This is a genomic window from Sinorhizobium americanum, assembly GCF_001651855.1.
Lineage (GTDB): Bacteria > Pseudomonadota > Alphaproteobacteria > Rhizobiales > Rhizobiaceae > Sinorhizobium > Sinorhizobium americanum.
Genome location: NZ_LNQC01000080.1, coordinates 51,595 through 74,512, shown reverse-complemented (window position 1 = coordinate 74,512; position 22,918 = coordinate 51,595). Strand labels below are relative to the sequence as shown.

Here is a 22,918-nt window from a genome sequence, read left to right as displayed (position 1 = left end):
AATGGCGATGATTGAGCGCCGTTCAGGCGTACTAGCGCAAAATTGCGCGCACGTCATCTTTCGCGTCAGATTATTTCCGCCGCATGAGCGCCGCGAAGCGCCAGTCATTCGCCGCACGTTCGAGGCGGCGTTTCCTTGAGGGTTGCCGACGTGTCGCTTCACCTCCGGCAAGATGGCGCATTGCTTGCCAAGCCACATCAACAAGTCCATTGTTTTTTCAGCATTCCCGCCTGTGCCGTGGACGTCTTCGCGGCGGGTGCGTATCGAGGTTCGTCGGCGATGAACTGCCATGAATGCGGTAGCGAGATTGAAAGCGGCTTCGCGTTCTGCCCGAAATGCGGTGCTAAGCAGCAGAGTTCGTGCTCCGCTTGCGGCTCTCTCTGCGCGCCGCATTTCGCCTTCTGCCCGCGCTGCGGCACCCGACTCGGAGCGCCGGCGGATGTCAGACCGGCTCCAAAGCCGCCTCCGGCGGTAGCCGTCGCGCAGACGCCTGCAGCACCCTCACCGGATATCGGCGCCGACCGGCGCACCGTCACGGTCCTGTTCGCCGATCTCTGCGGTTTCACCGGTCTCAGCGAGCAGATCGACCCGGAAATTCTGCAGGCGCTGCAGAACGAGCTCTTCGAGGCGTTGACGAATGCAGTCGAGACATTCGGCGGCTTCGTCGACAAGTTCATCGGCGATGCGCTGCTTGCCCTCTTCGGCGCCCCGGTAGCGCATGAGGACGATCCGGAGAGGGCCCTTCGGGCCGCACTGGAGATGCGCGAGCGGACCGCTGAGGTGAGCGACCGCTGGCATGGCCGCATCGGCCTGCCGCTCAGCCTTCATATCGGCGTCAACACCGGCCCGGTCGTCACCGGCGGCTTCGGGGCGCGCGACTCGAAATCCTACTCGGTCACCGGCGACACCGTGAACACGGCGCAACGCCTGCAGACGATGGCCGGCACGGATGAAATCCTAGCGGGGCCGGTGACGCACAGGCTCACCCGGCATGCCTTCGCCTATGAGACGCTCGGCGCCGTCGCCCTGCGCGGCAAGACCGGTAGCCTTCAGGTGCATCGTTTGACCGGCGCGCTCGAGGCGCCGCGCCCGGCCAGGGGTCTCGACGCCCTCGGCCTCAGCGCGCCCCTTATCGGACGCGATGCCGAGATCGTCCGGATGCGGGACTGCCTGGCGCTCGCCTGCACCGGCACGGCGCAAGTCGTGCGTCTGACCGGCGAAGCCGGCATCGGCAAGTCGCGTCTGGTGGTCGAGCTCCTGTCGGCCATCGGCGAGGACCCGCGCTTTGCGCATGTGGTCGTCAGACGCGCGGCCTGCTCTCCGCTCGGCGAGCCGTCCTACGGCATGCTCGCTGCCGTGCTCGGCAGCGCCTATGGCATACCGGCCGGGGGCACCGCGGAGCAAACGCAGGAGCGGCTGGCAGCCGGTCTCGCCGAAATAGGCTTCACCGCTGATGAGCTGGATGAGGCGATGCCGCTTCTCTTCCATATTCTAGGGATGGGAGATCGGGAAGGCGCTCTGAAGCACGTCTCTCCCGACCAGGTTCGCCGCCAGCTCCTGTCGGTCATCCGCACCATGTTCGAAAGGCGGCTCGAGCGGGCGCCCTTGCTCATCGTGCTTGAGGACCTGCACTGGGCGGACGCTGCTTCGCTGGAGGCGTTGCGCTTCGTGCTAGACCGGCTGGATCGCCGCCCCTTGATGCTTATCACCACGCAGCGGCCCGATTCCGGCCCGGAGCGCCTGGCCCCGGGGCGCACCAGCGTGACCGCATTGCGCCTTGGGCCGCTCTCTCCCGCCGACGGACAGCGGCTGCTGGCGGGGTTCTTCGGAGAGAATTGCCTGCCTCAAGGCCTGCGCCGGCAAATCCTCGCGCGCGCCGGCGGCAACCCGCTGTTCATCGAGGAAATCGTCCGCGGCCTCATCGAACTCGGAACGCTCCGGCGGGACGGCTCCCGATGGCATGTGGTCGACGGCGAAGCGAGCGTCGACATTCCCGCCGGCATCGAGGCGATGCTGCTGGCGCGCATCGATCGCCTGCCGCCGGAAGTGCGCCGCCTCGTCCATGGCGCCGCCGTCATCGGCCCCCGCTTCGACGCGGAGTTGCTCGCCACCATCTCTTCGCAACCGGGTGACGTGGCGCCGGGCCTGGAGTTGCTGTGCGATGCCGAAATCATCGAGGAGAGTGCCCGGGGCGGGACGCCGGCATCGCAAAGCTATCGCTTCGTTCAGTCCCTGTTGCACGAGGTGGTCTACAACAATCTGCTCGTCAAGCGGCGGACGGAGATTCACGCGGCGATCGCCAATGCCCTGGAGCGCCGCCATGGGGAGAGCCCCGAGCGTTTCGAGGATCTGGCTGTCCTCGGGCATCACTACAGTCACTCGGCCGACCGGGCCAAGGGGGCTCGCTATCTGATGGCCGCCGGAGACCGGGCAAGCCAGCTTTATGCCAATGAAGACGCCATCCGCTTCTATCGGCAGGCGATGTCTGCGCTGGCCACGCTCGGCGAAGAGCAGCCAGACTGGTTCGTCGCTCGCGAGCGGCTCGCCGATCTGCTCGTGCCCTTCGGTGAGCGCGCCCAGGCGGAGGAGCACTACCGTGCGCTGCTCGACGCCGGCCCCGTCGCCTCGGATGCCGTGGCTTTTGCGCGGATCCTCCGCAAGCTCGGCCGTCTTCTCTGGGAGGCCGGCAAGCGCGATCGGGCGCAGGCGACTTTCACGGAAGCAGCCGGGCTGCTCGAGCGCGCCGAGGCGCCGGTCGAAAGCGCGTCGCTGCTGCAGGAGCGGGGGCATCTGGCTTTCCGCATGGGCGACTATCTCGGCGCCTCCAAATGGGCGGACGACGCCTTGGAGAGAGTCAAGGCGCTTGGTACCGAAGTGGGTGCCGAAACGAGGCGCGAGGTAGCCCTCGTCACCGCCGAGGCGTTGAATACCAAAGGGGTAGCTCTCGCGCGGCGCGGTCGCACGCGAGAGGCGATCAAGGCTGTGGAGACGAGCGTCGAGGTTGCCGAAGGGGCGACCCTGATGCATGCGGCCTGCCGCGGCTATACCAATCTCGGCGTGCTCTACACGATCGTCGATCCGAAGCTCGCCATCGAAGTCTGCCGGCGCGGCCTGGACATGGCCCGCCGCATCGGCGACCTCGGCTTTCAGGCGCGGCTCCTTGCCAATCTTGCGGTCGCTCATTGCACCTTCACCGACCGCTGCTCGACCGAAGGTGTGCCGGCGGCGCAAAGGGCGATCGAGATCGACCGCGCGCTCGACCAGCGCGACCATCTGCCAGTCTCGCTGCTGGTGCTGGGGCAGATCTTCCAGTGCCACGGCAGGCCGGCGGACGCCCGCAAGCTCTACGGTGAAGCGCTCGATCTTGCCGGTGAAACGGGCGAAGCGCAGGTGCTGTTTCCGTGCTATGATGGCTTGGCGACACTTTGCCTCGATGAAGGCGAGCTCGCCGAGGCCGAACGTCATTTCCGTTTGGCGCAAGACATCTGCGAAAGTCACGATCTCGACCCGGAAGCTCTGGTGATACTGCCGTTCCTCGACTGAGCAGCCGTCACGCAGCAATGGCCCGGGAGGAAGCAGCGCCACACGCCTCGAGCGGGCTTGCGTGCTGCGCGGCATGCAGGGAGGAGAACAGCCATGGCGGAATACACCAGTTCCGGCCCATTGCAGCCGGGCGACCGGGCGCCGAACGTGGTGCTCGACGCGATCACCCAGGAGGGCAAGATCGCCATTGATGATTTTCGGGGCCGCAAACCCGTTCTGGTAGGGCTTTTCCGCGGCCTGCAATGCCCGTTCTGCCGCCGGCAGATCGCCACGATGGCGCAGCTCAAGGCCGCCCTCAATGAAAAGGGGGTCGAGACGCTGACGGTCGTCAACACGCCGATCGAGCGGGCCCGCCTCTATTTCCGCTACCATCCCTTGCCGAATTTGCTCGCCGCGTCGGATCCCGAGCGAATTTCACACCGAGCCTTCGGCCTGCCGAACCTCGAGTTCACCGAGGACGAAGACGATTGGCCGCATAAACTGGGCATGCAGACAGTCATGTCGATGCGGGTCGACTTGCCCGGTGAACTGCCGGAACCGATGGATCCGGTCGCCGCTGGGGATTATCTTCAGAAGGCCGACGGCTACGAGATGACCGATGATGACAAACGGATGGAGGCGAACGCCATGGGGCAGCTCGTCGGCGAGTTCCTGCTCGACCGCGACGGTGTCGTGCGATGGGCCTTCACCGAGGCTTCCGCGGACGGCCGCAACATGTTCCGGTCTCCTTCTCCGGACGAGGTGATGTCGGCGGCTTCGCAGGTTCTTCATTGAGGAACTGACAAGGCATTACCGCGCGTGAGCGGCCGGTGCGGCCGCTCCTCGTGGCCGTTCCGGGAAAACAAAAAAGGCCGGGGTAAACCCGACCTTCCTCATCACCTTCTGCCTTTGCCAGTCCATCCGTGGTCAACGGCGAGGTGGGTCTTTCCTAGCCGCTGTTCGTGACAACCGCGTGACGACCAAGCGAATACGTGATCGATGGCAGCGGCAGGGAGATCGATGCGCCGATCCGATCCGCTTGAATGCAAGTGTGAGCGTTAGAGCTTTCTAAAGAATTCATCGACAAGATGTCGATATGCGCGGCTTGCTACTGTTCATTGTTGCGTTGGCTGGCTTCTGGGCGACCGACCGGATCGCCTGCGAGGGTCGATATGGCCGCGCGGCCTGGCGCGAAGCAAAGGAGCAAGCCAACTCCGTTCGTTATCAAGTGGAATATTGGGTCGACGATATCGTCAGGCTTTAGCCTCAGCTACCGGCATAATCGGTCGCAACAGAAAAACGGGCTCCGCCAACCTTTCTCATCGCCTTCAATCTCTGCCAGTGCATCGGTGGTCAAGGACGAGGTGCATCTTTTACGCCGTTGGGCGAGGCGTGACGATCTGTCCGCCGCTGTGAGGCTACTGCTTGGGAAAGACTCCCTTGCTTGCCAGCCACGCCTCGAAGGTGCCCGGACACCCATCGTGGGTCCATTCCTCGCGGTACGACAAACCGGGGGCTGCACGCTTCTTGACGATCCTTCCATCATCGAAGCGCTCGGTTGCAACTGACCCGTGTTTCTTTCGGGGATACTTCTTCTTCACCTTCATGAGTCTCACGGTGTGCTTCCCCTCGCGATGGAACTAAGAGCCTGAGGGTCGCACGGCGCACGTTTTAGTCAAGGATTACAAGAAATATCAATGGGATAGTGGCAAGTGGGCTAAGACCTCCGGCCCATTTCCTGTTGGACTAAGGTCCTAGGAAAGCGTCGACGCATTCACTCGGCCGCCGTCCGGCGCGGTTTCAGGACGCGCGCAGCTTCTCGCGCAATGATTGTTTTTTGGCGGCTTACCTACCCAAATGTGTAACTGGACAGGTCCCATGTCGCGAAGCATCTTTACGCCGGGGGTGAACCATGTCGAGTATGCAGGAACTCGCGAAACAAAATCCCGGCCTTATCTCAGGGTGGCGCCTAGCCGTCGCTCTGCAGCCAGGCACACCCTTAAAATGGCTTTTGAGGCATGGCGAAGTTAAGGAGGGTGCCAGTTATCCCAGTGAAGAAATCCCCGCCACCTTCGCGGTGTGGATGCCTGTGGTGAAGACATGGGCAGAACTCGGTGTTCCCCGGAACGAAACCGCGCCCACGATGGCGTCCGCCGTCGGGCAAATACCGGTGGATGGAGGCGATCTTTTGCCTTTCCTGATCAAGTACCGGTCGATTGTCGAACTCGTACCCATCGTTCATCAGGGTCGTCGAATAAGGCGGCTGAAGACCGAGTATCCGGAACTTTCTCACTTGATCGAACAGACGAACAGACCCGCAGCAGGGAAACCAAAGCGGTTCCCAGGAATCTACAAGAGACACCTGCGGAGGCTGGGGAAGCGCTGAACCGGAGGGCGGCCCCGACCGGCCGTTGGAAGCCGTCACGGATGCTTCATCAGCCGCCGACAGGCAGGTGCTCGCCACTATGCTCCTCCACCGGACGCAGTCGCGGCCAAAACAACGGAAGGCGCTCGGGCAGCCTCCGCGAGGTTTTGGGGACACCGAGGAGCACCATGTAAAAAGGCCTCCCGATTTCTCGAAAGGCCTTTTATATCAGAAACTTGGATGGTGGGCGTGACAAGGATCGAACTTGTGACCCCTACGATGTCAACGTAGTGCTCTCCCGCTGAGCTACACGCCCATCCGATGCGGCGCATAGACCATAAAACCGGCGTGCGCGTCAATAGGCTTTTCGAAGGTTTTTCGACAGAAATCTTGCTGGCGCCGGAGTGTCGGGTTTGTGTGGGCTTTTTGCCCGCTGCGGGCGCATCGGGCAGGCTAAATGATTGAAATAGCAGAGGCGACCGCCGGGTGAACGGGCAGCATAATGCACGCGGCGAGACCCGGCGAGGCGAATCGCAAGCGGAAGTCGATCAAGCAGATCGGCCCCGCCCGCCGAGTTCGCAGACAGGCGACGCCCTGCGCCGTCTCAGGCAGCCAGCATCTTGTTGACCTCGTCGACGAGGTCGCGAAGGTGGAAGGGCTTGGAGAGGACCTTGGCGTCCTTCGGGGCCTTCGAGTCCGGGTTCAGCGCGACCGCTGCGAAGCCGGTGATGAACATCACCTTCAGGTCCGGATCGAGCTCGGTCGCCCGGCGGGCGAGCTCGATGCCGTCCATCTCGGGCATGACGATATCGGTCAGCAGCAGCGAAAAAGGCTCTTCGCGAAGCCGGTCATAGGCGCTGGCGCCGTTGTCGTAGGACAGGACCTTGTAGCCGGCCTTTTCCAACGCCTTCACGAGGAAGCGGCGCATGTCGTTGTCGTCTTCGGCAAGGAGGATTTTCGCAGTCATGAATTCAGCCGTGGCTACTTCTTTTCAATGCTTGTGGGATGCGGCAGCCTAGCAAACCGCAACAGCGTAAATATCCGGTGAACGGCAGGGGTCAACCCCCGGAACCGGCGGGAGGCCACTATGGACACAGCGGCGGCCAACTGGCAACATGATACGAACAGCAAGATCCGCATATGGTAAAAGGGTTCCGATGGGGGAAGTGGCCGAGTGGGACGTGTTCGAGGTCTTGGAACCCGCGAGCCAGCGGATCCCCCTCGTCTTCAACTCCCCACATAGCGGGCGCTATTATCCCCAGTCTTTTCTCGATCAGTCGCGGCTCGATGCGCATTCGATTCGCCGGTCCGAGGACCACTTCGTCGACGAACTCTTCCAAAGCGCCACTCTAATCGGAGCGCCGCTGCTGAGGGCCCATTTTCCGCGCGCCTTTCTCGACGTCAACCGCGAACCCTACGAGCTCGATCCGCGCATGTTCGAGGGTGTGCTGCCGCCCCACGCCAATATCAGTTCGATGCGGGTCGCCGGCGGGCTCGGCACGGTGCCGCGGCTGGTGGCCGAGAATATGGAAATTTACCGCAGCCGCGTGCCGGTCGAGGAGGCGCTGGCGCGGATCGAATCAATCTACAAGCCCTACCATGCGACGCTCCGGAAGCTGATCGCCCGCACCCATGTCCAGTTCGGAATGGCGGTGCTGATCGACTGCCATTCGATGCCCGGCAACGTTCACCTGGCAGGCAGCGGCCAGCGCCCGGATTTCATCATCGGCGACCGTTATGGAACGAGCGCCGCCGCTGAACTATCACGCTTTGCTGTCGAACTCCTTGAAGAGCTGGGCTATGCGGTGACCCGCAACAAGCCCTATGCCGGCGGCTTCATCACCGAACATTATGGCCGGCCCACACGCGGGCTGCACGCGCTTCAGATCGAGATCAACCGCAGCCTCTATGTCGACGAGGCGACGCTGGTCAAAAAGCCGGGATTTGCAGCTTTGGCAACCGATCTTGCGACCTTCGTCACGGGTCTGGCGCGCCATGTCGAGGACTACGGCGCCTATCTGCCGCTTGCCGCGGAATAGCCGGCTCCCCGTGCCCTCAAAAAGAACCGCGCCAATGGCGCGGTCAAGTCTAGGGAGGAAACACCCAAGAAGGGTATTTGCAGCCACTCGTGACTGCATGGGCACCCTAATATTGCACTGCACAATTGTCAAGTTTCTACAGCGCCGCGCGTCTTATCAGACGCGCAAAGGTCGCTGTAGCACTTTGAATTGCTGCATGTCTTTGTCCTTAAATCGAGGTCGATTTAAGGACACATGCAGTAGGCGGCAGCTCCTTTGCATCGCAGCGGGCAGGGCCGGTGCAATCGTTGCCTTTCGGCAGATTTCCTCTATTCAGGAGGAACTTCCTTCCTCGCCTCAAGAGAGTGACATGCTGCCCGACCGTTCCTTCTTCGACCGCCTCGCCGATGCCGCCAAGGCGGAAACCCTGCCCCGCTTCCGCACGGGCACGAGCGTCGTCAACAAGCTCGAAGGCGGGTTCGACCCCGTCACCGAAGCCGACCAGTCGGCGGAGGCGGCCATCCGGCGATTGATTGAAGCCGCGTTCCCCGAGCATGGCATCCTCGGCGAGGAGCACGGCAATATCGGCCTCGACCGCGAACATGTCTGGGTGATCGACCCGATCGATGGAACGCGCGCCTTCATTTCCGGATTGCCGGTCTGGGGAACGCTGATCGGGCTTTATCGCCACGGCAAGGCGATCATGGGGCTGATGGACCAGCCCTTCACCGGCGAGCGCTATTTCGCCGATGGAGAGAAATCGACCTACCGCGGTCCAGGTGGCGAGAAGGTGCTGTCCACGCGTGCCTGCGACGCGCTTTCGGATGCTGTCCTGTTCACCACCTCGCCGCATCTCTATACCGGCGAGCTCAAGGAACGTTTCGAGGCGCTGCAGGCGAAGGTGCGGCTCTTCCGCTACGGATGCGATTGCTACGCCTTCGCGCTGCTTGCGGCCGGCCATGTGGACCTCGTTATCGAATGCGGCCTGAAGCCCTACGATGTCGGTGGCCTCATTCCGCTGATCGAGCAGGCGGGCGGCATCATCACCGACTGGCAGGGCGGTCCGGCGGAAATGGGCGGCGAGATCATCGCCGCGGGCAGCCCGGAGCTACATGCGCAGGCGCTGGAGATGTTGCGAGCGCGCTAAAGCGGCCCGCTTTGTGCATGTCGTTACCCCAAAGCTGCTGCCCACATTTGTGGGCGACATGCAACGAGTTACGCATCTTCCATCGTCTGCGGCGAAAGGTCGATTTCCTCGGCGTCGGTCTCCGGCAGGAAGGCCAGAATGGCGGCGAACGCCTGGGCGCGGTAGCGGTCGGCTTCCTGGAAGAGCTCATGGCGTGCTCCGTCGATCGGGATCAGGTGGCCGGCGCGGAAATTGCTGGCAAGATATTCCATGGCGAGATAGGGCACGAGGCCATCGGCCGTCGGCGCCAGAATGACCGTCGGGACGATGATCCTCGTCAGGTGCTCGCGGCGCATCGTGCGCCTGATCACCCGGAACGCTTCGCTCAACCAGCGGCCGGTCGGCGGCCCGATGCGCAAATGCGGACAGGCGTCGATGACGGCAAGGTTGCGCGCATAGCGCCGGCTGTCCGAGGTCAGCGGGTTGTTCTTGAAGGGAGACTGGCGCTCCTTGTCGCCGCGCACCGGCAGGCTGCCGAGGCCGAACCAGCGCATCGCCGTGGCGATCGCGACGATGCCGGGCTCGCCGATCGCCTGGCCGCTCAAACCCAGGAACGGCGCGAGCAGCACCATGCGGTCGATACGGCTCGCCAGCATCGGCGCCAGCGACAGGGCGACCAGCGCCCCCATCGAATGGGCGACGATGGAAAAGGGGAGCCGCGTGTCGGGCAGGACGATCTGCTCCAGGAATATCGACAGGTCGCGCTCGTAATCGGCAAAATGCTCCACATGACCGCGGCCCGGCTGCGGCAGCAGCCGTTCGGACCCGCCCTGGCCGCGCCAGTCGAAGGTCGCGACCCAGAATCCGGCCGCCGTGAGATCGCCGATCGTTTCGAAATATTTCTCGATGGACTCGTTGCGCCCCTGCAGGAGCACGATCGTGCCGCGCGTGACCGGCGCGGTCGCCTTGAACACCGCATAGCGGATTTTGCGCTCGCCGGCGCCGTCGAAAAAGCCCACCTGCGGCTTGCCCGGTATCGGATTGTCCGGCGTGGAATGAAGGATCGTCGTCATGAAGCGCGCGGCCGAGGAAACGAAGTCGAGATCGTTCAGGGATAGGCGCCAGTCTTGCCGCCGTCAAAGAAAAAAGCCGGAAGCGGCGGATGAAATCCGGACGATCACCGCTTCCGGCCGCTGAAGGAGAAGGGACATGTCGCTTCAGCCCTGGGCGCTTCCACCCAGTGTCTCTGTTTTAGCTCCGTGAGGCTGAACGGCGCCCGAACCCGTCGTTCATATGCCGTTCACCAATGCCAGATTGGGCCTTGAACTCATGCGAAAGCGTTCCCATGTTTTGGCTGCGGGCGCCGAAGACGGGTCCGTTCACCGGTCATGCCGCAGCCTTATGGGGTGGCAGGCCAGACATCGCAAACCGTTGCTCTTGAAGGAGGACACCATGCGTCACGTTGATTTTTCCCCCCTTTACCGCTCCACCGTCGGCTTCGATCGCCTGTTCACCATGCTTGACAGCCTGGGCCAGCCCGATCAGGCGCAGACCTATCCGCCCTACAATATCGAGCGCACCGGCGAAAACGCCTACCGCATCACCATGGCCGTTGCCGGCTTCGACGAGAGCGAGCTTTCGGTCGAAGCGCGCGAAAACACGCTGACGATCAAGGGCGAAAAGAGCGAGGACAAGGGTGAGGAAAGCCAGTTTCTCCATCGCGGCATCGCCAAGCGCGCCTTCGAACGCCGCTTCCAGCTTGCCGACCATGTCGAGATCCGAGCCGCTTCGCTGAAGAACGGCCTGCTTCATGTCGATCTCGTGCGCGAGATTCCTGAAGCTGCGAAGCCCCGTCGCATCGAGATCACTTCGGTCTCTTCCCAGCCGAAGCAGATCGAGGCGCAGACGGCCTAACTTCGACAATCAGGCCATCAAAGGCGGCGTCCCTCGGGGGCGCCGTTTTTTCATGGGCATTTCCGCCGCGCATCCCTTGTTCAGCAGGCCGCGATGAACTGGTCGACCTCATCGGCCCGCGTGGCGAAGCTCGTGACGAGGCGGTAGAGACCTTCATCCGCGGCGAGGCTGGCGGCGAGATCTTGCGGCGCCGGCCAGTCGTAGAAGACCGCCCCCTGCTCTTCGAGACGCGCGGCCACGTCGCGCTTCAGGATCACGAAGACTTCGTTGGCCCCCGGCGTCCAGGCGAGCCGACTCACGGCCGAAGCCGCGATTCCCTCCGCAAGGCGCCGTGCCATGCTATTCGCATGGCGGGCGAGGTCGAGCCACAAGTCCCCTTTGAGATACGCGTCGAACTGGGCGGCGATGAAGCGGGATTTCGAGAAGAGCTGGGCCGCGCGCTTGCGCAGGAAATGCATCTCGTGCGTCTTCGCGGGGTCGAAGAGGATGAGCGCCTCGGCGCACCAGCAGCCATTCTTCGTGCCGCCGAAGGATAGAAGGTCGACACCGCGCTTCCAGGTCATCTCGGCCGGGGTAGTGTCGAGGCTGACCAGGGCATTGGCGAAGCGCGCGCCGTCCATGTGCAGCGGCAGCTTGTGCGATTTGGCGATCGAGGCGACCGCTTCGATTTCCGCGAGCGAATAGACCGTGCCGCTCTCGGTCGCCTGCGTCAGTGTCACCGCCATGGGCTGGCCGCCATGCACGACGTCCGGCGGAAAGCGGCGGATCTCGGCTTCGAGCCGCGCCGCATCCATCTTGCCGCGCGCGCCGTCGACCGGGCAGAGCCTGGCGCCATGCGAGAAGAATTCCGGCGCACCGCATTCGTCGACGTTCACATGCGCTTCGCGGTGGCAGAAGGCGATACCTCCGGCCCGATTGGTGCTCGCCAGCGCAAGCGCGTTGGCCGCCGTGCCGGTGCCGACGAAAAACACCGCGACGTCCCTTTCGAAAATCTCCGACAGGCGCTCTTCGACCTTCCGGTCGAGTTCGCTCGTGCCGTAGGCGGAAACATAGCCGTGCACATGGGCGGCGAGGTTTTCGGAAATGGCCGGATGAGCGCCAGCCCAGTTGTCGGACGCAAATATCATCGGAATCATCCTGTCTGTCAGCCTCCGCGGCCGCTTCGGCGTGACCATAGCCGAGTTCGGCGTCCAGACAATGCTTAGGCTCTGGGCAATGCCAACAGGAGACCAGTTTGAAACCAAAGCGAAGAAACCGACAGCATCGCGTAATTTTATTTCAAATCGGCGAAACTTTCGGCAATGTTCGGCAAAATCTCCAACATTATTTGCGGCTATGCCCCTTGCAGAGGGGGGCGCTTTCTGGCATAGAGCGCATGAAATAGGACAGGTTTGCTGTCCTATTTCGGTCTAGGGACCGGAACAATCGCCGGAATGACCGCAAAAAGCGGCCTCGGGCGGGGAGCGCAAGGAGTTTCGCCGGATTTCATTCGGCTGTTATCGCCTGCCATCACCATGGTCGCGGACATTCGTGCCTGATGGGGCCGCGCTTCATTTGCGACCTGCTCAGGATCATGCGACGATAATGCCCCGGCTTGCCGCAATGCGAAAAACGCGAGGCGGCGACAGGCGCGCGGGCCGCGGTATGCCCGGATTTCCGGGTTCAACAGGAGGGAAGACGATGACGGATCATTCGCCATCACAACAGATTGGGCTCAACCTCGCACAGAATGCTGCGACGGCTGTGAAAACGCCCGCGTTCCCCTCCGGTCTGCCGCGAAAACAGGGCCTTTACGATCCGCGCAACGAACATGACGCCTGCGGCGTCGGCTTCGTCGCGCATATGAAGGGAGAGAAGTCGCACAAGATTGTCCGCGATGGCCTCTTCATGCTCGAAAATCTGACGCACCGCGGTGCGGTCGGCGCCGATCCGCTGATGGGCGACGGCGCGGGCATCCTCGTGCAGATCCCCGACCGCTTCTTCCGCGAGGAGATGGCGAACCAGGGGGTCACACTTCCGAAGGCCGGCGAATACGCCGTCGGCTATCTCTTCATGCCGCGCGACGAGAAGCTGATCGCCCATTTCAAGGAGGTGATCAGCGAGGTGGTCGCTGAGGAAGGCCAGCATCTGCTCGGCTTCCGCGACGTGCCGGTCGACAATTCGTCGCTTTCGAAGGCGCCCGACATTGCCGCCACCGAGCCGCACCATGTGCAGGTCTTCATCGGCGCCGGCCGCGACGCTGCGACGAATGCGGAATTCGAGCGGCGGCTGTTCACGCTGCGCAAGGTGATCTCCAACCGCATCTATGCGGAGGCGGATGGCGGCGACCTCGGCTTTTATGTGGTGTCGCTGTCGACCTCGACCATCGTCTACAAGGGCATGTTCCTCGCCTACCAGGTCGGAGCCTATTACAAGGACCTTGCCGACGAGCGCTTCCAGTCGGCGGTGGCGCTGGTCCACCAGCGCTTCTCGACCAACACCTTCCCCTCCTGGAAGCTGGCGCATCCCTACCGCATGGTCGCGCATAACGGCGAAATCAACACGCTGCGCGGCAACGTCAACTGGATGGCGGCGCGGCAGGCATCGGTTTCCTCGCCGCTCTTCGGCGACGACATCTCCAAGCTCTGGCCGATCTCCTATGAGGGCCAGTCCGACACTGCCTGTTTCGACAACGCGCTCGAGTTCCTGGTGCAGGGCGGCTATTCGCTGTCGCACGCGGTGATGATGCTGATCCCGGAGGCCTGGGCCGGCAACCAGCTGATGTCGCCCGAACGCAAGGCATTCTACGAGTATCATGCGGCTCTCATGGAGCCGTGGGACGGGCCGGCGGCGGTCGCCTTCACCGACGGCCGTCAGGTCGGCGCGACGCTCGATCGCAACGGCCTTCGTCCGGCGCGCTACATCGTCACCAGCGACGACCGTGTCATCATGGCGTCGGAAGCCGGCGTCTTGCCGGTCGACGAGGACAAGATCGTCAAGAAGTGGCGCCTGCAGCCGGGCAAGATGCTGCTGATCGACATGGAAGAGGGCCGCATCATCTCCGACGAGGAGGTGAAGTCGTCGCTTGCCGGCAAGCATCCCTACCAGCAGTGGCTCGACGATACCCAGCTTATCCTTGAAGACCTGAAGCCGGTCGAGCCGCGGGCGCTGCGCCGCGACGTGTCGCTGATCGACCGCCAGCAGGCCTTCGGCTATAGCCAGGAAGACACGAAGCTCCTGATGTCGCCGATGGCGACCACGGGCCAGGAAGCGATCGGCTCGATGGGCACCGACACGCCGATCTCGGCCATGTCAGACAAGCCGAAGCTGCTTTACACCTATTTCAAGCAGAACTTCGCCCAGGTCACCAACCCGCCGATCGACCCGATCCGCGAGGAGCTGGTGATGAGCCTCGTCTCGTTCATCGGTCCGCGGCCGAACATCCTCGACCATGCAGGCATGGCGCATGCCAAGCGCCTGGAGGTTCGCCAGCCGATCCTGACGAATGGCGATCTTGAGAAGATCCGGTCGATCGGCCACACGGAAGACCGCTTCGACACCAAGACGCTCGACTTCACCTATGACATTTCCCGCGGTGCCGAAGGCATGCCGGAAATGCTCGACCGGCTCTGCGAGCGGGCTGAAGCGGCGGTCAAGGGCGGCTACAACATCATCGTGCTTTCCGACCGGCAGATCGGACCGGATCGCGTGGCGATCCCGGCGCTGCTGGCAACAGCGGCCGTTCATCACCACCTGATCCGCAAGGGTCTGCGCACCTCGGTTGGTCTCGTGCTGGAATCGGGCGAACCGCGCGAGGTGCATCACTTCTGCTTGCTCGCCGGCTATGGCGCGGAAGCGATCAACCCCTATCTCGCCTTCGACACGCTCGTCGACATGCACAAGCGCGGCGACTTCCCGAAGGAAGTCGACGAAAAGGAAGTCGTGTACCGCTACATCAAGGCGGTCGGAAAGGGCATCCTCAAGGTCATGTCCAAGATGGGCATCTCGACCTACCAGTCCTATTGCGGCGCGCAGATCTTCGACGCCGTCGGCCTGTCATCGAAGCTGGTCGACAAGTATTTCTTCGGCACGGCGACGACGATCGAGGGCATCGGCCTCGATGAGATCGCCGCCGAGACGGTTTCCCGCCACAAGGCCGCCTTCGGCGCCGATCCGGTGCTTGCCAACACGCTCGACATCGGCGGCGAATACGCCTTCCGCATGCGCGGCGAGAGCCATGCCTGGACGCCGGACGCCATCGCTTCGCTGCAGCATGCGGTGCGCGGCAATGCCGAGGACCGTTACCGCGAATTCGCCGAGATGGTGAACGCCTCGGCGCTGCGCATGAACACGATCCGCGGCCTGTTTACGATCAAGAGCGCCGAGGCCGTCGGCCGCAAGCCGATCTCGATCGAGGAGGTCGAGCCGGCAGCCGATATCGTCAAGCGCTTCTCGACCGGTGCCATGTCCTTCGGCTCGATCAGCCGCGAGGCGCATACGACGCTGGCGATCGCCATGAATCGGATCGGCGGCAAGTCGAACACCGGCGAGGGCGGCGAGGAAAGCGACCGCTATCTGCCGCGTCCGGACGGTTCGATGAACCCGGAACGCTCGGCAATCAAGCAGATCGCCTCCGGCCGTTTCGGCGTCACCACCGAATATCTGGTCAATGCCGACGTGCTGCAGATCAAGGTGGCGCAGGGTGCGAAGCCCGGCGAGGGCGGTCAGCTGCCCGGCCACAAGGTGGATGCGACGGTCGCCAAGACCCGGCATTCGACGCCGGGCGTCGGCCTCATCTCGCCGCCGCCGCATCACGATATCTATTCGATCGAAGACCTGGCGCAGCTGATCTACGATCTGAAGAACGTCAACCCGGAGGCCGACATTTCGGTCAAGCTGGTGTCGGAAGTCGGCGTCGGCACGGTTGCGGCCGGTGTCGCCAAGGCGCGCGCCGACCACATCACCATCGCCGGCTTCGACGGCGGCACTGGCGCCTCGCCGCTGACTTCGCTGAAGCACGCCGGCAGCCCTTGGGAAATCGGCCTTGCCGAAACCCAGCAGACTTTGGTGCTGAACGGCTTGCGCTCGCGCGTCGCCCTTCAGGTCGATGGCGGCCTTAAGACCGGCCGTGATGTGATCATTGGCGCGCTGCTCGGTGCCGACGAATTCGGTTTCGCCACCGCGCCGCTGATCGCCGCCGGCTGCATTATGATGCGCAAGTGCCATCTGAACACCTGTCCGGTCGGCGTCGCCACCCAGGATCCGGTGCTCCGCAAGCGCTTCAAGGGCACGCCGGAACACATCATCAACTACTTCTTCTTTGTGGCCGAAGAGGTGCGGGAAATCCTCGCTTCGCTCGGGGTCCGGAAGCTCGACGAGATCATCGGCGCCTCGGAACTGCTCGAGCGCGACCGGATGATCGAACATTGGAAGGCCAGGGGCCTCGACTTCTCGAAGATCTTCCACAAGGTCGAAGCGCCGAAGGAAGCGACCTACTGGACGACCCGCCAGAACCATCCGATCGACGACATTCTCGACCGCAGGCTGATCGAGAAGGCGAAGCTGGCGCTGGAAACCAAGGTGCCGGTGGCATTCGAGGCCGAGATCAAGAACGTTGACCGTTCGGCCGGCGCGATGCTTTCCGGTGCGCTCGCCAAGCGCTGGGGCCATAAGGGGCTGAAGGACGACACGATCCACGTGACGCTCAAGGGCACGGCGGGCCAGTCCTTCGGCGCCTTCCTGGCGCGCGGCGTCACCTTCGATCTCGTCGGCGACGGCAACGACTATGTCGGCAAGGGCCTTTCGGGCGGGCGCATCATCGTCCGGCCGCCGGAGAGCGCGAAGATCGTGCCGCAGGAGTCGATCATCGTCGGAAACACGGTGCTCTACGGGGCGATCTCGGGCGAGTGCTACTTCAACGGCGTCGCCGGCGAGCGCTTCGCGGTGCGTAACTCGGGCGCGGTGGCGGTCGTCGAGGGTGTCGGCGACCACGGCTGCGAATACATGACCGGCGGCGTCGTCGTCGTGCTCGGCGGCACCGGCCGCAACTTCGCGGCCGGCATGTCCGGCGGCGTCGCCTATGTACTCGACGAGGAGGGCGATTTCGCCCGCCGCTGCAACATGGCCATGGTCGAGCTGCAGCCGGTGCCGGAAGAGGACGACATGCTGGAGAAGCTGCACCATCACGGCGGCGACCTCATGTACAAGGGCCGCGTGGACGTTTCGGGCGACATGACGCGCCACGACGAGGAGCGGCTCTACCAGCTCATCTCCAACCACCTGCACTTCACGGGGTCGGCGCGCGCCAAGGAGATCCTCGACCAGTGGGCGGATTACCGGCCGAAATTCCGCAAGGTCATGCCGGTCGAGTACCGCCGCGCGCTCGAGGACATGGAGCGCATGAAGATGGCGGTAGCGGCCGAGTAACGGCCCCTGTGACAGCGGCCCCCGGACCGTCCCTGGTGACGGGGGCCACCACGCGCCGGAGGGCGCCTGTGCAGATTTGAAGATATCAGGATCGTAAGATGGGCAAGGTTACTGGATTTCTCGAGATCGATCGGCAAGTGGCGAAGTACCAGCCGGCGTCCGACCGCATCCGCCATTTCCGTGAATTCACCATTCCGATGTCCGACCAGGAAGTGCAGAAGCAGTCCGCTCGCTGCATGGACTGCGGCATTCCTTACTGCCATGGGCCGACCGGGTGTCCGGTGCACAACCAGATCCCGGACTGGAACGACCTCGTCTATAACGGCAACTGGGATGAGGCGATCCGCAACCTGCATTCGACCAACAACTTCCCGGAGTTCACCGGTCGCGTCTGCCCGGCGCCCTGCGAGGAAGCCTGCACGCTGAACCTCGAGGATGTGCCGGTGGCGATCAAGACGGTCGAGCAGGCGATCGCCGACAAGGCCTATGAGATGGGCTATATCGTGCCGCAGCCGGCCGTGACCAAGACCGGCAAGAAGGTCGCCGTCATCGGTTCCGGCCCGGCCGGCATGGCGGCTGCCCAGCAGCTTGCGCGCGCCGGCCACGAGGTTCATGTCTACGAGCGCGAGTCGAAGCCCGGCGGGCTGCTGCGCTACGGCATCCCGGACTTCAAGATGGAGAAGAACTTCATCGACCGCCGCGTCGAACAGATGAAGGGCGAAGGCGTGACCTTCCATTGCGGCGTCAATGTCGGCGTCGACCTGGCGGTCCAGGCGCTTCTCGACGACAATGATGCGGTGCTCTATTGCGGCGGCTCCGAAACCCCGCGCGATGCGGGCATTCCCGGTGTTGAATTCATCGGCGTGCACGATGCCATGCCCTATCTGGTGCAGCAGAACCGCCGTCTCGGCCGCGAGAATATCGACAGCGTCGGCTGGCCGTCCGAGCCGATCGTTGCTGGCGCCAAGCATGTGGTGGTCGTCGGCGGCGGCGACACGGCGTCCGACTGCGTCGGAACCGCCTTCCGCCAGGGTGCGGTCAAGGTGACGCAGCTCGACATCCGCCCGCAGCCGCCGGAGAAGGAAGACAAGCTCGCCGTCTGGCCGTTCTGGGCGACGAAGATGCGCACCTCCTCCAGTCAGGCCGAGGGTGCGGTTCGCGAGTTTCAGGTCGCCACGCTCGAATTCATCGGCGACGAGGACGGCAACCTGACGGGCGTCAAGTGCTGCCAGGTCGATGATCGGCGCAAGCCGATTGCCGGTACCGAGTTCATCATCAAGGCGGACCTCGCCTTCATCGCCATCGGTTTCCGCGGACCCTTCACCACCAGCGTGCTCAAGGATCTCGGCGACAGGCTGTCGCTCAACACCGACCGGCGCGGTTCGACCAACGTCGTGGCCAATGAGCGGGACTACAGGACCTCGGTCGACAAGCTCTGGACGGCGGGCGACGTCCGTCGAGGCCAGTCGCTCGTCGTCTGGGCGATCCGTGAAGGCCGCCAGGCGGCCCGGGCGATCGACGAGGCCCTGATGGGATCGACGGTGCTGCCAAGGTAAGGCGCCGACAAAATCGTTCACTTCCGTCTGCCTCTGCCCCTCAACCTAACCCTCTCTCCGCACGCGGGGAGAGGGGACTGGACGGCGTCACGAGTTTCCTTCGCCCCGCTTGCGGGGAGAAGGTGGCCGGCAGGCCGGATGAGGGGCAGAACTGGCGAAGGCCTCAATTCCGCAACAGCGGATGGCTAATCACCGTTGCGGGCTTTGCCAGCCGGAAGTCGTCGATGCGACCGACGGGGGCGGCGGGAACTTCGCCCTTTTCCACGAGCAGATCTCTCGGGCTCTTGCCGGTCCCCTTCTCCGGGGCGCCCGCGCCGAGAAGGGCGGTGGCGCCGTCGAGCGCCGGATCGGTGACCCCGATCGGGGGCGTCTTGACGATGTCCTCGTTGGCAAGCGGGGCGGTCACCACAAGATCCTTGAGTTCCCCGGCGCCCGGGACGTCCGCATCCGCGGCCGCCTCGCCGAGAAGCTTGCGGATGTCCTTCTCGACATAGAAGGCAAGCTTGCGCTTGCCCGCCTTGGTCAGGTTGATGCCGTCGGAGCCGCGCAGGCGGACCTGCTGGCCGTTGATGTCGGAGCCGGTCAGAACGAATTTGCCGCCTTCGTCGACGAAGCCGTCCCAGATGTCGATGAATTGTCCGCCAACCTTCTCTGCCTCCTCGCGATAGATGCCGTTGAAGGTGACCATGTCGGCGGTCATGGCGGTCGACTGGAAGGGCGGCATGCCGACCCAGAGAAGCGGCAGATTATCCTTTCGGGCGAGGGCGGCGAGCGCGTTGACGCGCTTGCGGTACTCTGCTGTCCACAGGTCGCTGCGGAACGTCTCCTTGGTTTCGCCGATCCGCATCATCTGGCGATCGTTGGCGCCGAGACTGACGACGATGACCGAGGGCTTGAGTTCGGCGACATAGCCCGGCAGGTTCTCCGGCCAATTGAAGTAGTCGTCCCGCACCAGGCCGGACGAACCGTTGGCGCGTGTCTCCACCACCACGCCTGGTGACATCTCGAAGGCAGTCTTTAGGCCGTCGCCAAGACTTCCGGCAACGAAGTCACCGACGACCAGGACCTTTTTTGCGTTCGGCGACTTTTCGACGACCGGAGCGGGCGGGGGTGTGTCGGCGACGCGCGGCTTGGCGCGTTGCTGACGCGGCCGTTGCTGCTCGGCCGGCTGCTGCCGTCGCCTCTGTATGCGACGCGGCCGCGGTTGCGGCGGGTAGGCGCTCTGATCCTGATAGTAAGTTCGCCGCTGCGGAGCGAAGCCGCCGAAGAGCCGTTGGAAAAAAGTGCGACGCGGGACGGGCTCCTGCGCCTCGGCCATGCTGGCAAGGAAGCCGGTGACCAGCATCGCAGCCGCAGCAAGGAAGACCGGCGTCAAACGCAGGAGAAGCGACCCTTTCCCGGCATCTCTGGCTCTAAACATGATTACAATCACCGTCGAATGGCAGGCGCGTCTTAAGCATACGCCAAATCACGGCGATTTGGGACCGAATGATCGCAAATCGCCGTGACTCCGAGAAATCCGTGGCAAACGTTAGCGGCGCAGGGCACGCAGCAGGTTCTGCGTCGGCTCGCCATCCGGCGTCAGGCCGTTCTGCGTCTGGAAAGCCTGGATCGCGGCTTTCGAGCCCGAGCCGAAATTGCCGTCCACCTCGCCTTCGTAATAGCCAAGTTCCTTGAGCCGGTTCTGCAGTTCGAACTTCTCGCTGATATCGAGCGACCCGTCGGGCCGCGGCCAGCGTTGCTGCATGCCGGCATAGCCGGCGATCTGGTCGGCGAGAAGCCCGACGCCGAGCGCGTAGGAATCCGAGGCGTTGTAGCGCTTGATCACGAAGAAGTTGCGGGTCATCAGGAAGCCCGGACCGCCGCCTCCGCCCGGCAGCTTGAGCTCGGCCCGGGTTTTCGAATTGCGGAACCCCTTGCCGTTCGGACGAAGGAAGCCGAGCGCGGCCCATTGGCCGAGCGTCTTCGTTTGTCCCGAATATTTGGACGCATTGGCCGGCACCACGACCTCGTAACCCCAGGTCTCGCCCGCCTGCCAGCCGTTCTTCTTCAAAAGGTTGGCAGCCGTCGCCAGCGCATCGGGTACCGAATTCCAGATGTCGCGATGGCCGTTGCCGTCGGCGTCGACCGCGTAGAGAAGGTAGCTGGTCGGAATGAACTGCGTATGCCCCATGGCTCCCGCCCAGGAGCCGGTGAGCTCGCGCGGGGTGATGTCGCCGCTCTGCAGGATCTTCAAGGCCGCGATCAGCTGGGTCCGGGCGAACTTGGCCCGCTTCGGGTCGGCATAGGCAAGCGTTGCGAGCGCGCGCGGCACATAGTGCAGCCGGTCGTCCTTCTGCAAGACGGCGCCATAATTCGACTCCATCGACCAGATCGCCAGCAGGATGGTGCGGTCGACGCCGAAATGCCGCTCGAGCGAGTCAAGCGTGCGCGCATGCTTGGCCGCCATCTCCTGGCCTATGCGCCGGGTGTAAGGATTGACACGCGAGTCGATATATTCCCAAATCTTGTGCTTGAATTCGGGCTGGTAGTTGGCTTTCTCGATGACCGCCGGGTCGGGCGTCTTCACGCCGGCGAAAGCCTTGCGGTAGGTCGCCTGGCTGATGCCGCTCTTGGTCGCCGTTGCGTAGAAGTTGTTGATCCAGTTCTGAAAACCTTGATCCGCCCGCGCCGGTGATGAACCCAGCGCGGCGGCGGCGACGAGAGCGGCGGCGATATGTCGGAAGAACGTCCTGCGGTTTCTGATCATCTGCTGTCGGTTCCGTTTCTCGGCGGAGCATTCAGCCAGCGTTCATGCCGGACGGATTACTCCGGGTTTTGCGAATCTTGCCCGCAGGCGCGCCGCGTGTGGGGCAGCATGCGGTCCTTCGTGAGGCCGAACGGCAGCAGCCGTTTCGGGTCAGTGGAGAAGCCTACAGAAACGAAGTCAACAAAGTCTTTACCATGAAATTGCCGAGTCGTCTTCCTTAGCAAAAAATGGCAAATGACGACTAAAACCGATTCAATTCGCCTGTTTCAGGCTAGACTGAGGTCCACTCCAAGGAGGTGTTCATGACCGACAAGCGTAAAGTCCGCAAAGCCGTTTTCCCGGTCGCAGGCCTGGGAACGCGTTTCCTTCCCGCCACCAAGGCAGTGCCGAAGGAAATGCTGACGGTCGTGGACAAGCCGGTCATCCAGTATGTCGTCGACGAGGCGCTGGAGGCAGGGATCGAGCATCTGATCTTCGTGACAGGCCGCAGCAAGGCGGTCATCGAGGATTATTTCGACATTCAGGTCGAACTCGACCAGACGCTCAGGGAACGCAACAAGAGGGCGGAAATCGAGCTGCTCGAAGCCATTCTGCCGAAGGCCGGCACGACGAGCTTCACCCGCCAGCAGGCGCCGCTCGGCCTCGGCCACGCCGTCTGGTGCGCGCGCGATCTCGTCGGCAACGAGCCCTTTGCGCTGCTTCTGCCCGACATGATCATGAAGGGCGAGAAGGGCTGCCTCAAGGGCATGGTCGAGCTCTACGAGCACAGCGGCGGCAATGTCATCGCCGTCGAAGAATGCGCCCCCGATCAGGCGCATAAATACGGCATCGTCGGCGTCGGGGACAGGGTCGGCGACGGCTTCAAGATCACCAAGATGGTCGAGAAGCCGGCGCCGGGAACGGCCCCGTCCAACTTCTTCATCAACGGCCGCTATATCCTGCAGCCGAATATTTTCCCGATTCTCGAGCGGCAGGAGCGCGGCGCCGGCAACGAGATCCAGTTGACCGACGGCATGGTGAAGCTTTCCGGAGAGCAACCCTTCGCCGCCTATCATTTCCGCGGCGAGACATTCGACTGCGGTGCGAAGGACGGCTTCATCCTCGCAAACGTTGCCTTCGCGCTCGAGCGCGCCGACATCCGTCCGACCGTCGAAGGGCCGCTCAAGACGCTGTTGCACGGATTGAAGTAATTGCTCTTACTTCGAGCGGATCGAGAAAGGCCGCGTCCGAAGACGCGGCCTTTCTTCTTGAACAGAATCCACT

General features: G+C 63.3%; 16 protein-coding genes and 1 tRNA gene. 10 read left to right on the top strand and 7 right to left on the bottom strand.

Going from position 1 to position 22,918, the window contains the following annotated elements; translation table 11 throughout:
* Positions 1 to 279: 279 nt before the first annotated feature.
* The 3 genes from ATC00_RS27830 (at position 280) to ATC00_RS33110 (ending at position 4,786) form a co-directional block, all read left to right on the top strand.
* Positions 280 to 3,543: an adenylate/guanylate cyclase domain-containing protein gene (locus ATC00_RS27830; protein WP_064255223.1), complete on the top strand. Its 3,264-nt coding sequence runs from the start codon at positions 280 to 282 to the stop codon at positions 3,541 to 3,543.
* A gap of 93 nt (positions 3,544 to 3,636) precedes the next feature.
* A complete protein-coding gene (locus tag ATC00_RS27825; protein ID WP_064255222.1) occupies positions 3,637 to 4,317 on the top strand; it encodes a peroxiredoxin-like family protein in 681 nt (226 codons plus the stop codon).
* 301 nt (positions 4,318 to 4,618) lie between these two features.
* The gene (locus tag ATC00_RS33110) at positions 4,619 to 4,786 is read left to right on the top strand and encodes a hypothetical protein (RefSeq protein ID WP_082912594.1); all 168 of its coding nucleotides are present in this window, start codon (positions 4,619 to 4,621) and stop codon (positions 4,784 to 4,786) included.
* Between the two features lie 154 nt (positions 4,787 to 4,940).
* Here the strand turns inward: ATC00_RS33110 and ATC00_RS27820 are convergent, their stop codons facing one another.
* A complete protein-coding gene (locus tag ATC00_RS27820) occupies positions 4,941 to 5,138 on the bottom strand; it encodes a hypothetical protein (protein WP_132079463.1) in 198 nt (65 codons plus the stop codon).
* A gap of 296 nt (positions 5,139 to 5,434) precedes the next feature.
* Here ATC00_RS27820 and ATC00_RS27815 point away from each other — a divergent pair, with 296 nt between their 5' ends.
* Entirely contained in the window at positions 5,435 to 5,908 is a 474-nt protein-coding gene (locus ATC00_RS27815) for a hypothetical protein (RefSeq protein ID WP_064255221.1), read from the top strand.
* A gap of 220 nt (positions 5,909 to 6,128) precedes the next feature.
* Here ATC00_RS27815 and ATC00_RS27810 read toward each other — a convergent pair.
* Positions 6,129 to 6,203 (bottom strand) — tRNA-Val (locus tag ATC00_RS27810).
* A 288-nt stretch (positions 6,204 to 6,491) separates the two neighbouring features.
* Complete coding sequence (cpdR1, locus tag ATC00_RS27805) at positions 6,492 to 6,854, bottom strand: response regulator CpdR1 (RefSeq protein WP_037389271.1); 363 nt, start codon at positions 6,852 to 6,854, stop codon at positions 6,492 to 6,494.
* Positions 6,855 to 7,044: 190 nt separating this feature from the next.
* Between cpdR1 and ATC00_RS27800 the strand changes: the two genes are divergently transcribed.
* Positions 7,045 to 7,926: an N-formylglutamate amidohydrolase gene (locus ATC00_RS27800; RefSeq protein ID WP_064255220.1), complete on the top strand. Its 882-nt coding sequence runs from the start codon at positions 7,045 to 7,047 to the stop codon at positions 7,924 to 7,926.
* Positions 7,927 to 8,275: 349 nt separating this feature from the next.
* Positions 8,276 to 9,052, top strand: coding sequence for a histidinol-phosphatase (gene hisN / locus ATC00_RS27795; protein WP_064255219.1), 777 nt, complete (start codon positions 8,276 to 8,278; stop codon positions 9,050 to 9,052).
* Positions 9,053 to 9,120: 68 nt separating this feature from the next.
* On the opposite strand, the gene ATC00_RS27790 is transcribed toward hisN, so the two are convergent.
* Positions 9,121 to 10,104, bottom strand: a complete 984-nt coding sequence (locus tag ATC00_RS27790) for an alpha/beta fold hydrolase (RefSeq protein ID WP_064255218.1) — start codon at positions 10,102 to 10,104, stop codon at positions 9,121 to 9,123.
* 379 nt (positions 10,105 to 10,483) lie between these two features.
* Between ATC00_RS27790 and ATC00_RS27785 the strand changes: the two genes are divergently transcribed.
* Complete coding sequence (locus tag ATC00_RS27785; RefSeq protein WP_037389258.1) at positions 10,484 to 10,945, top strand: Hsp20 family protein; 462 nt, start codon at positions 10,484 to 10,486, stop codon at positions 10,943 to 10,945.
* Between the two features lie 80 nt (positions 10,946 to 11,025).
* On the opposite strand, the gene ATC00_RS27780 is transcribed toward ATC00_RS27785, so the two are convergent.
* A complete protein-coding gene (locus ATC00_RS27780; protein ID WP_064255263.1) occupies positions 11,026 to 12,072 on the bottom strand; it encodes a threonine aldolase family protein in 1,047 nt (348 codons plus the stop codon).
* 553 nt (positions 12,073 to 12,625) lie between these two features.
* On the opposite strand from ATC00_RS27780, the gene gltB reads away from it, so the two are divergent.
* Both gltB and ATC00_RS27770 read left to right on the top strand, forming a co-directional pair.
* Positions 12,626 to 17,350 carry a glutamate synthase large subunit gene (gene gltB / locus ATC00_RS27775; protein WP_064255217.1) on the top strand — a complete coding sequence of 1,575 codons (4,725 nt, stop codon included), beginning with the start codon at positions 12,626 to 12,628 and terminating at the stop codon, positions 17,348 to 17,350.
* Between the two features lie 98 nt (positions 17,351 to 17,448).
* Positions 17,449 to 18,906, top strand: coding sequence for a glutamate synthase subunit beta (locus ATC00_RS27770; RefSeq protein WP_037389252.1), 1,458 nt, complete (start codon positions 17,449 to 17,451; stop codon positions 18,904 to 18,906).
* A 163-nt stretch (positions 18,907 to 19,069) separates the two neighbouring features.
* Here ATC00_RS27770 and ATC00_RS27765 read toward each other — a convergent pair whose 3' ends face one another.
* Positions 19,070 to 20,326, bottom strand: a complete 1,257-nt coding sequence (locus ATC00_RS27765) for an SGNH/GDSL hydrolase family protein (RefSeq protein ID WP_037389249.1) — start codon at positions 20,324 to 20,326, stop codon at positions 19,070 to 19,072.
* A 111-nt stretch (positions 20,327 to 20,437) separates the two neighbouring features.
* Positions 20,438 to 21,655 carry a lytic murein transglycosylase gene (locus ATC00_RS27760; RefSeq protein ID WP_037389247.1) on the bottom strand — a complete coding sequence of 406 codons (1,218 nt, stop codon included), beginning with the start codon at positions 21,653 to 21,655 and terminating at the stop codon, positions 20,438 to 20,440.
* A 302-nt stretch (positions 21,656 to 21,957) separates the two neighbouring features.
* On the opposite strand from ATC00_RS27760, the gene galU reads away from it, so the two are divergent.
* On the top strand, positions 21,958 to 22,845 hold the full coding sequence (gene galU / locus ATC00_RS27755; protein ID WP_037389244.1) for a UTP--glucose-1-phosphate uridylyltransferase GalU: 888 nt from the start codon (positions 21,958 to 21,960) through the stop codon (positions 22,843 to 22,845).
* The last annotated feature ends 73 nt before the right edge of the window (positions 22,846 to 22,918 follow it).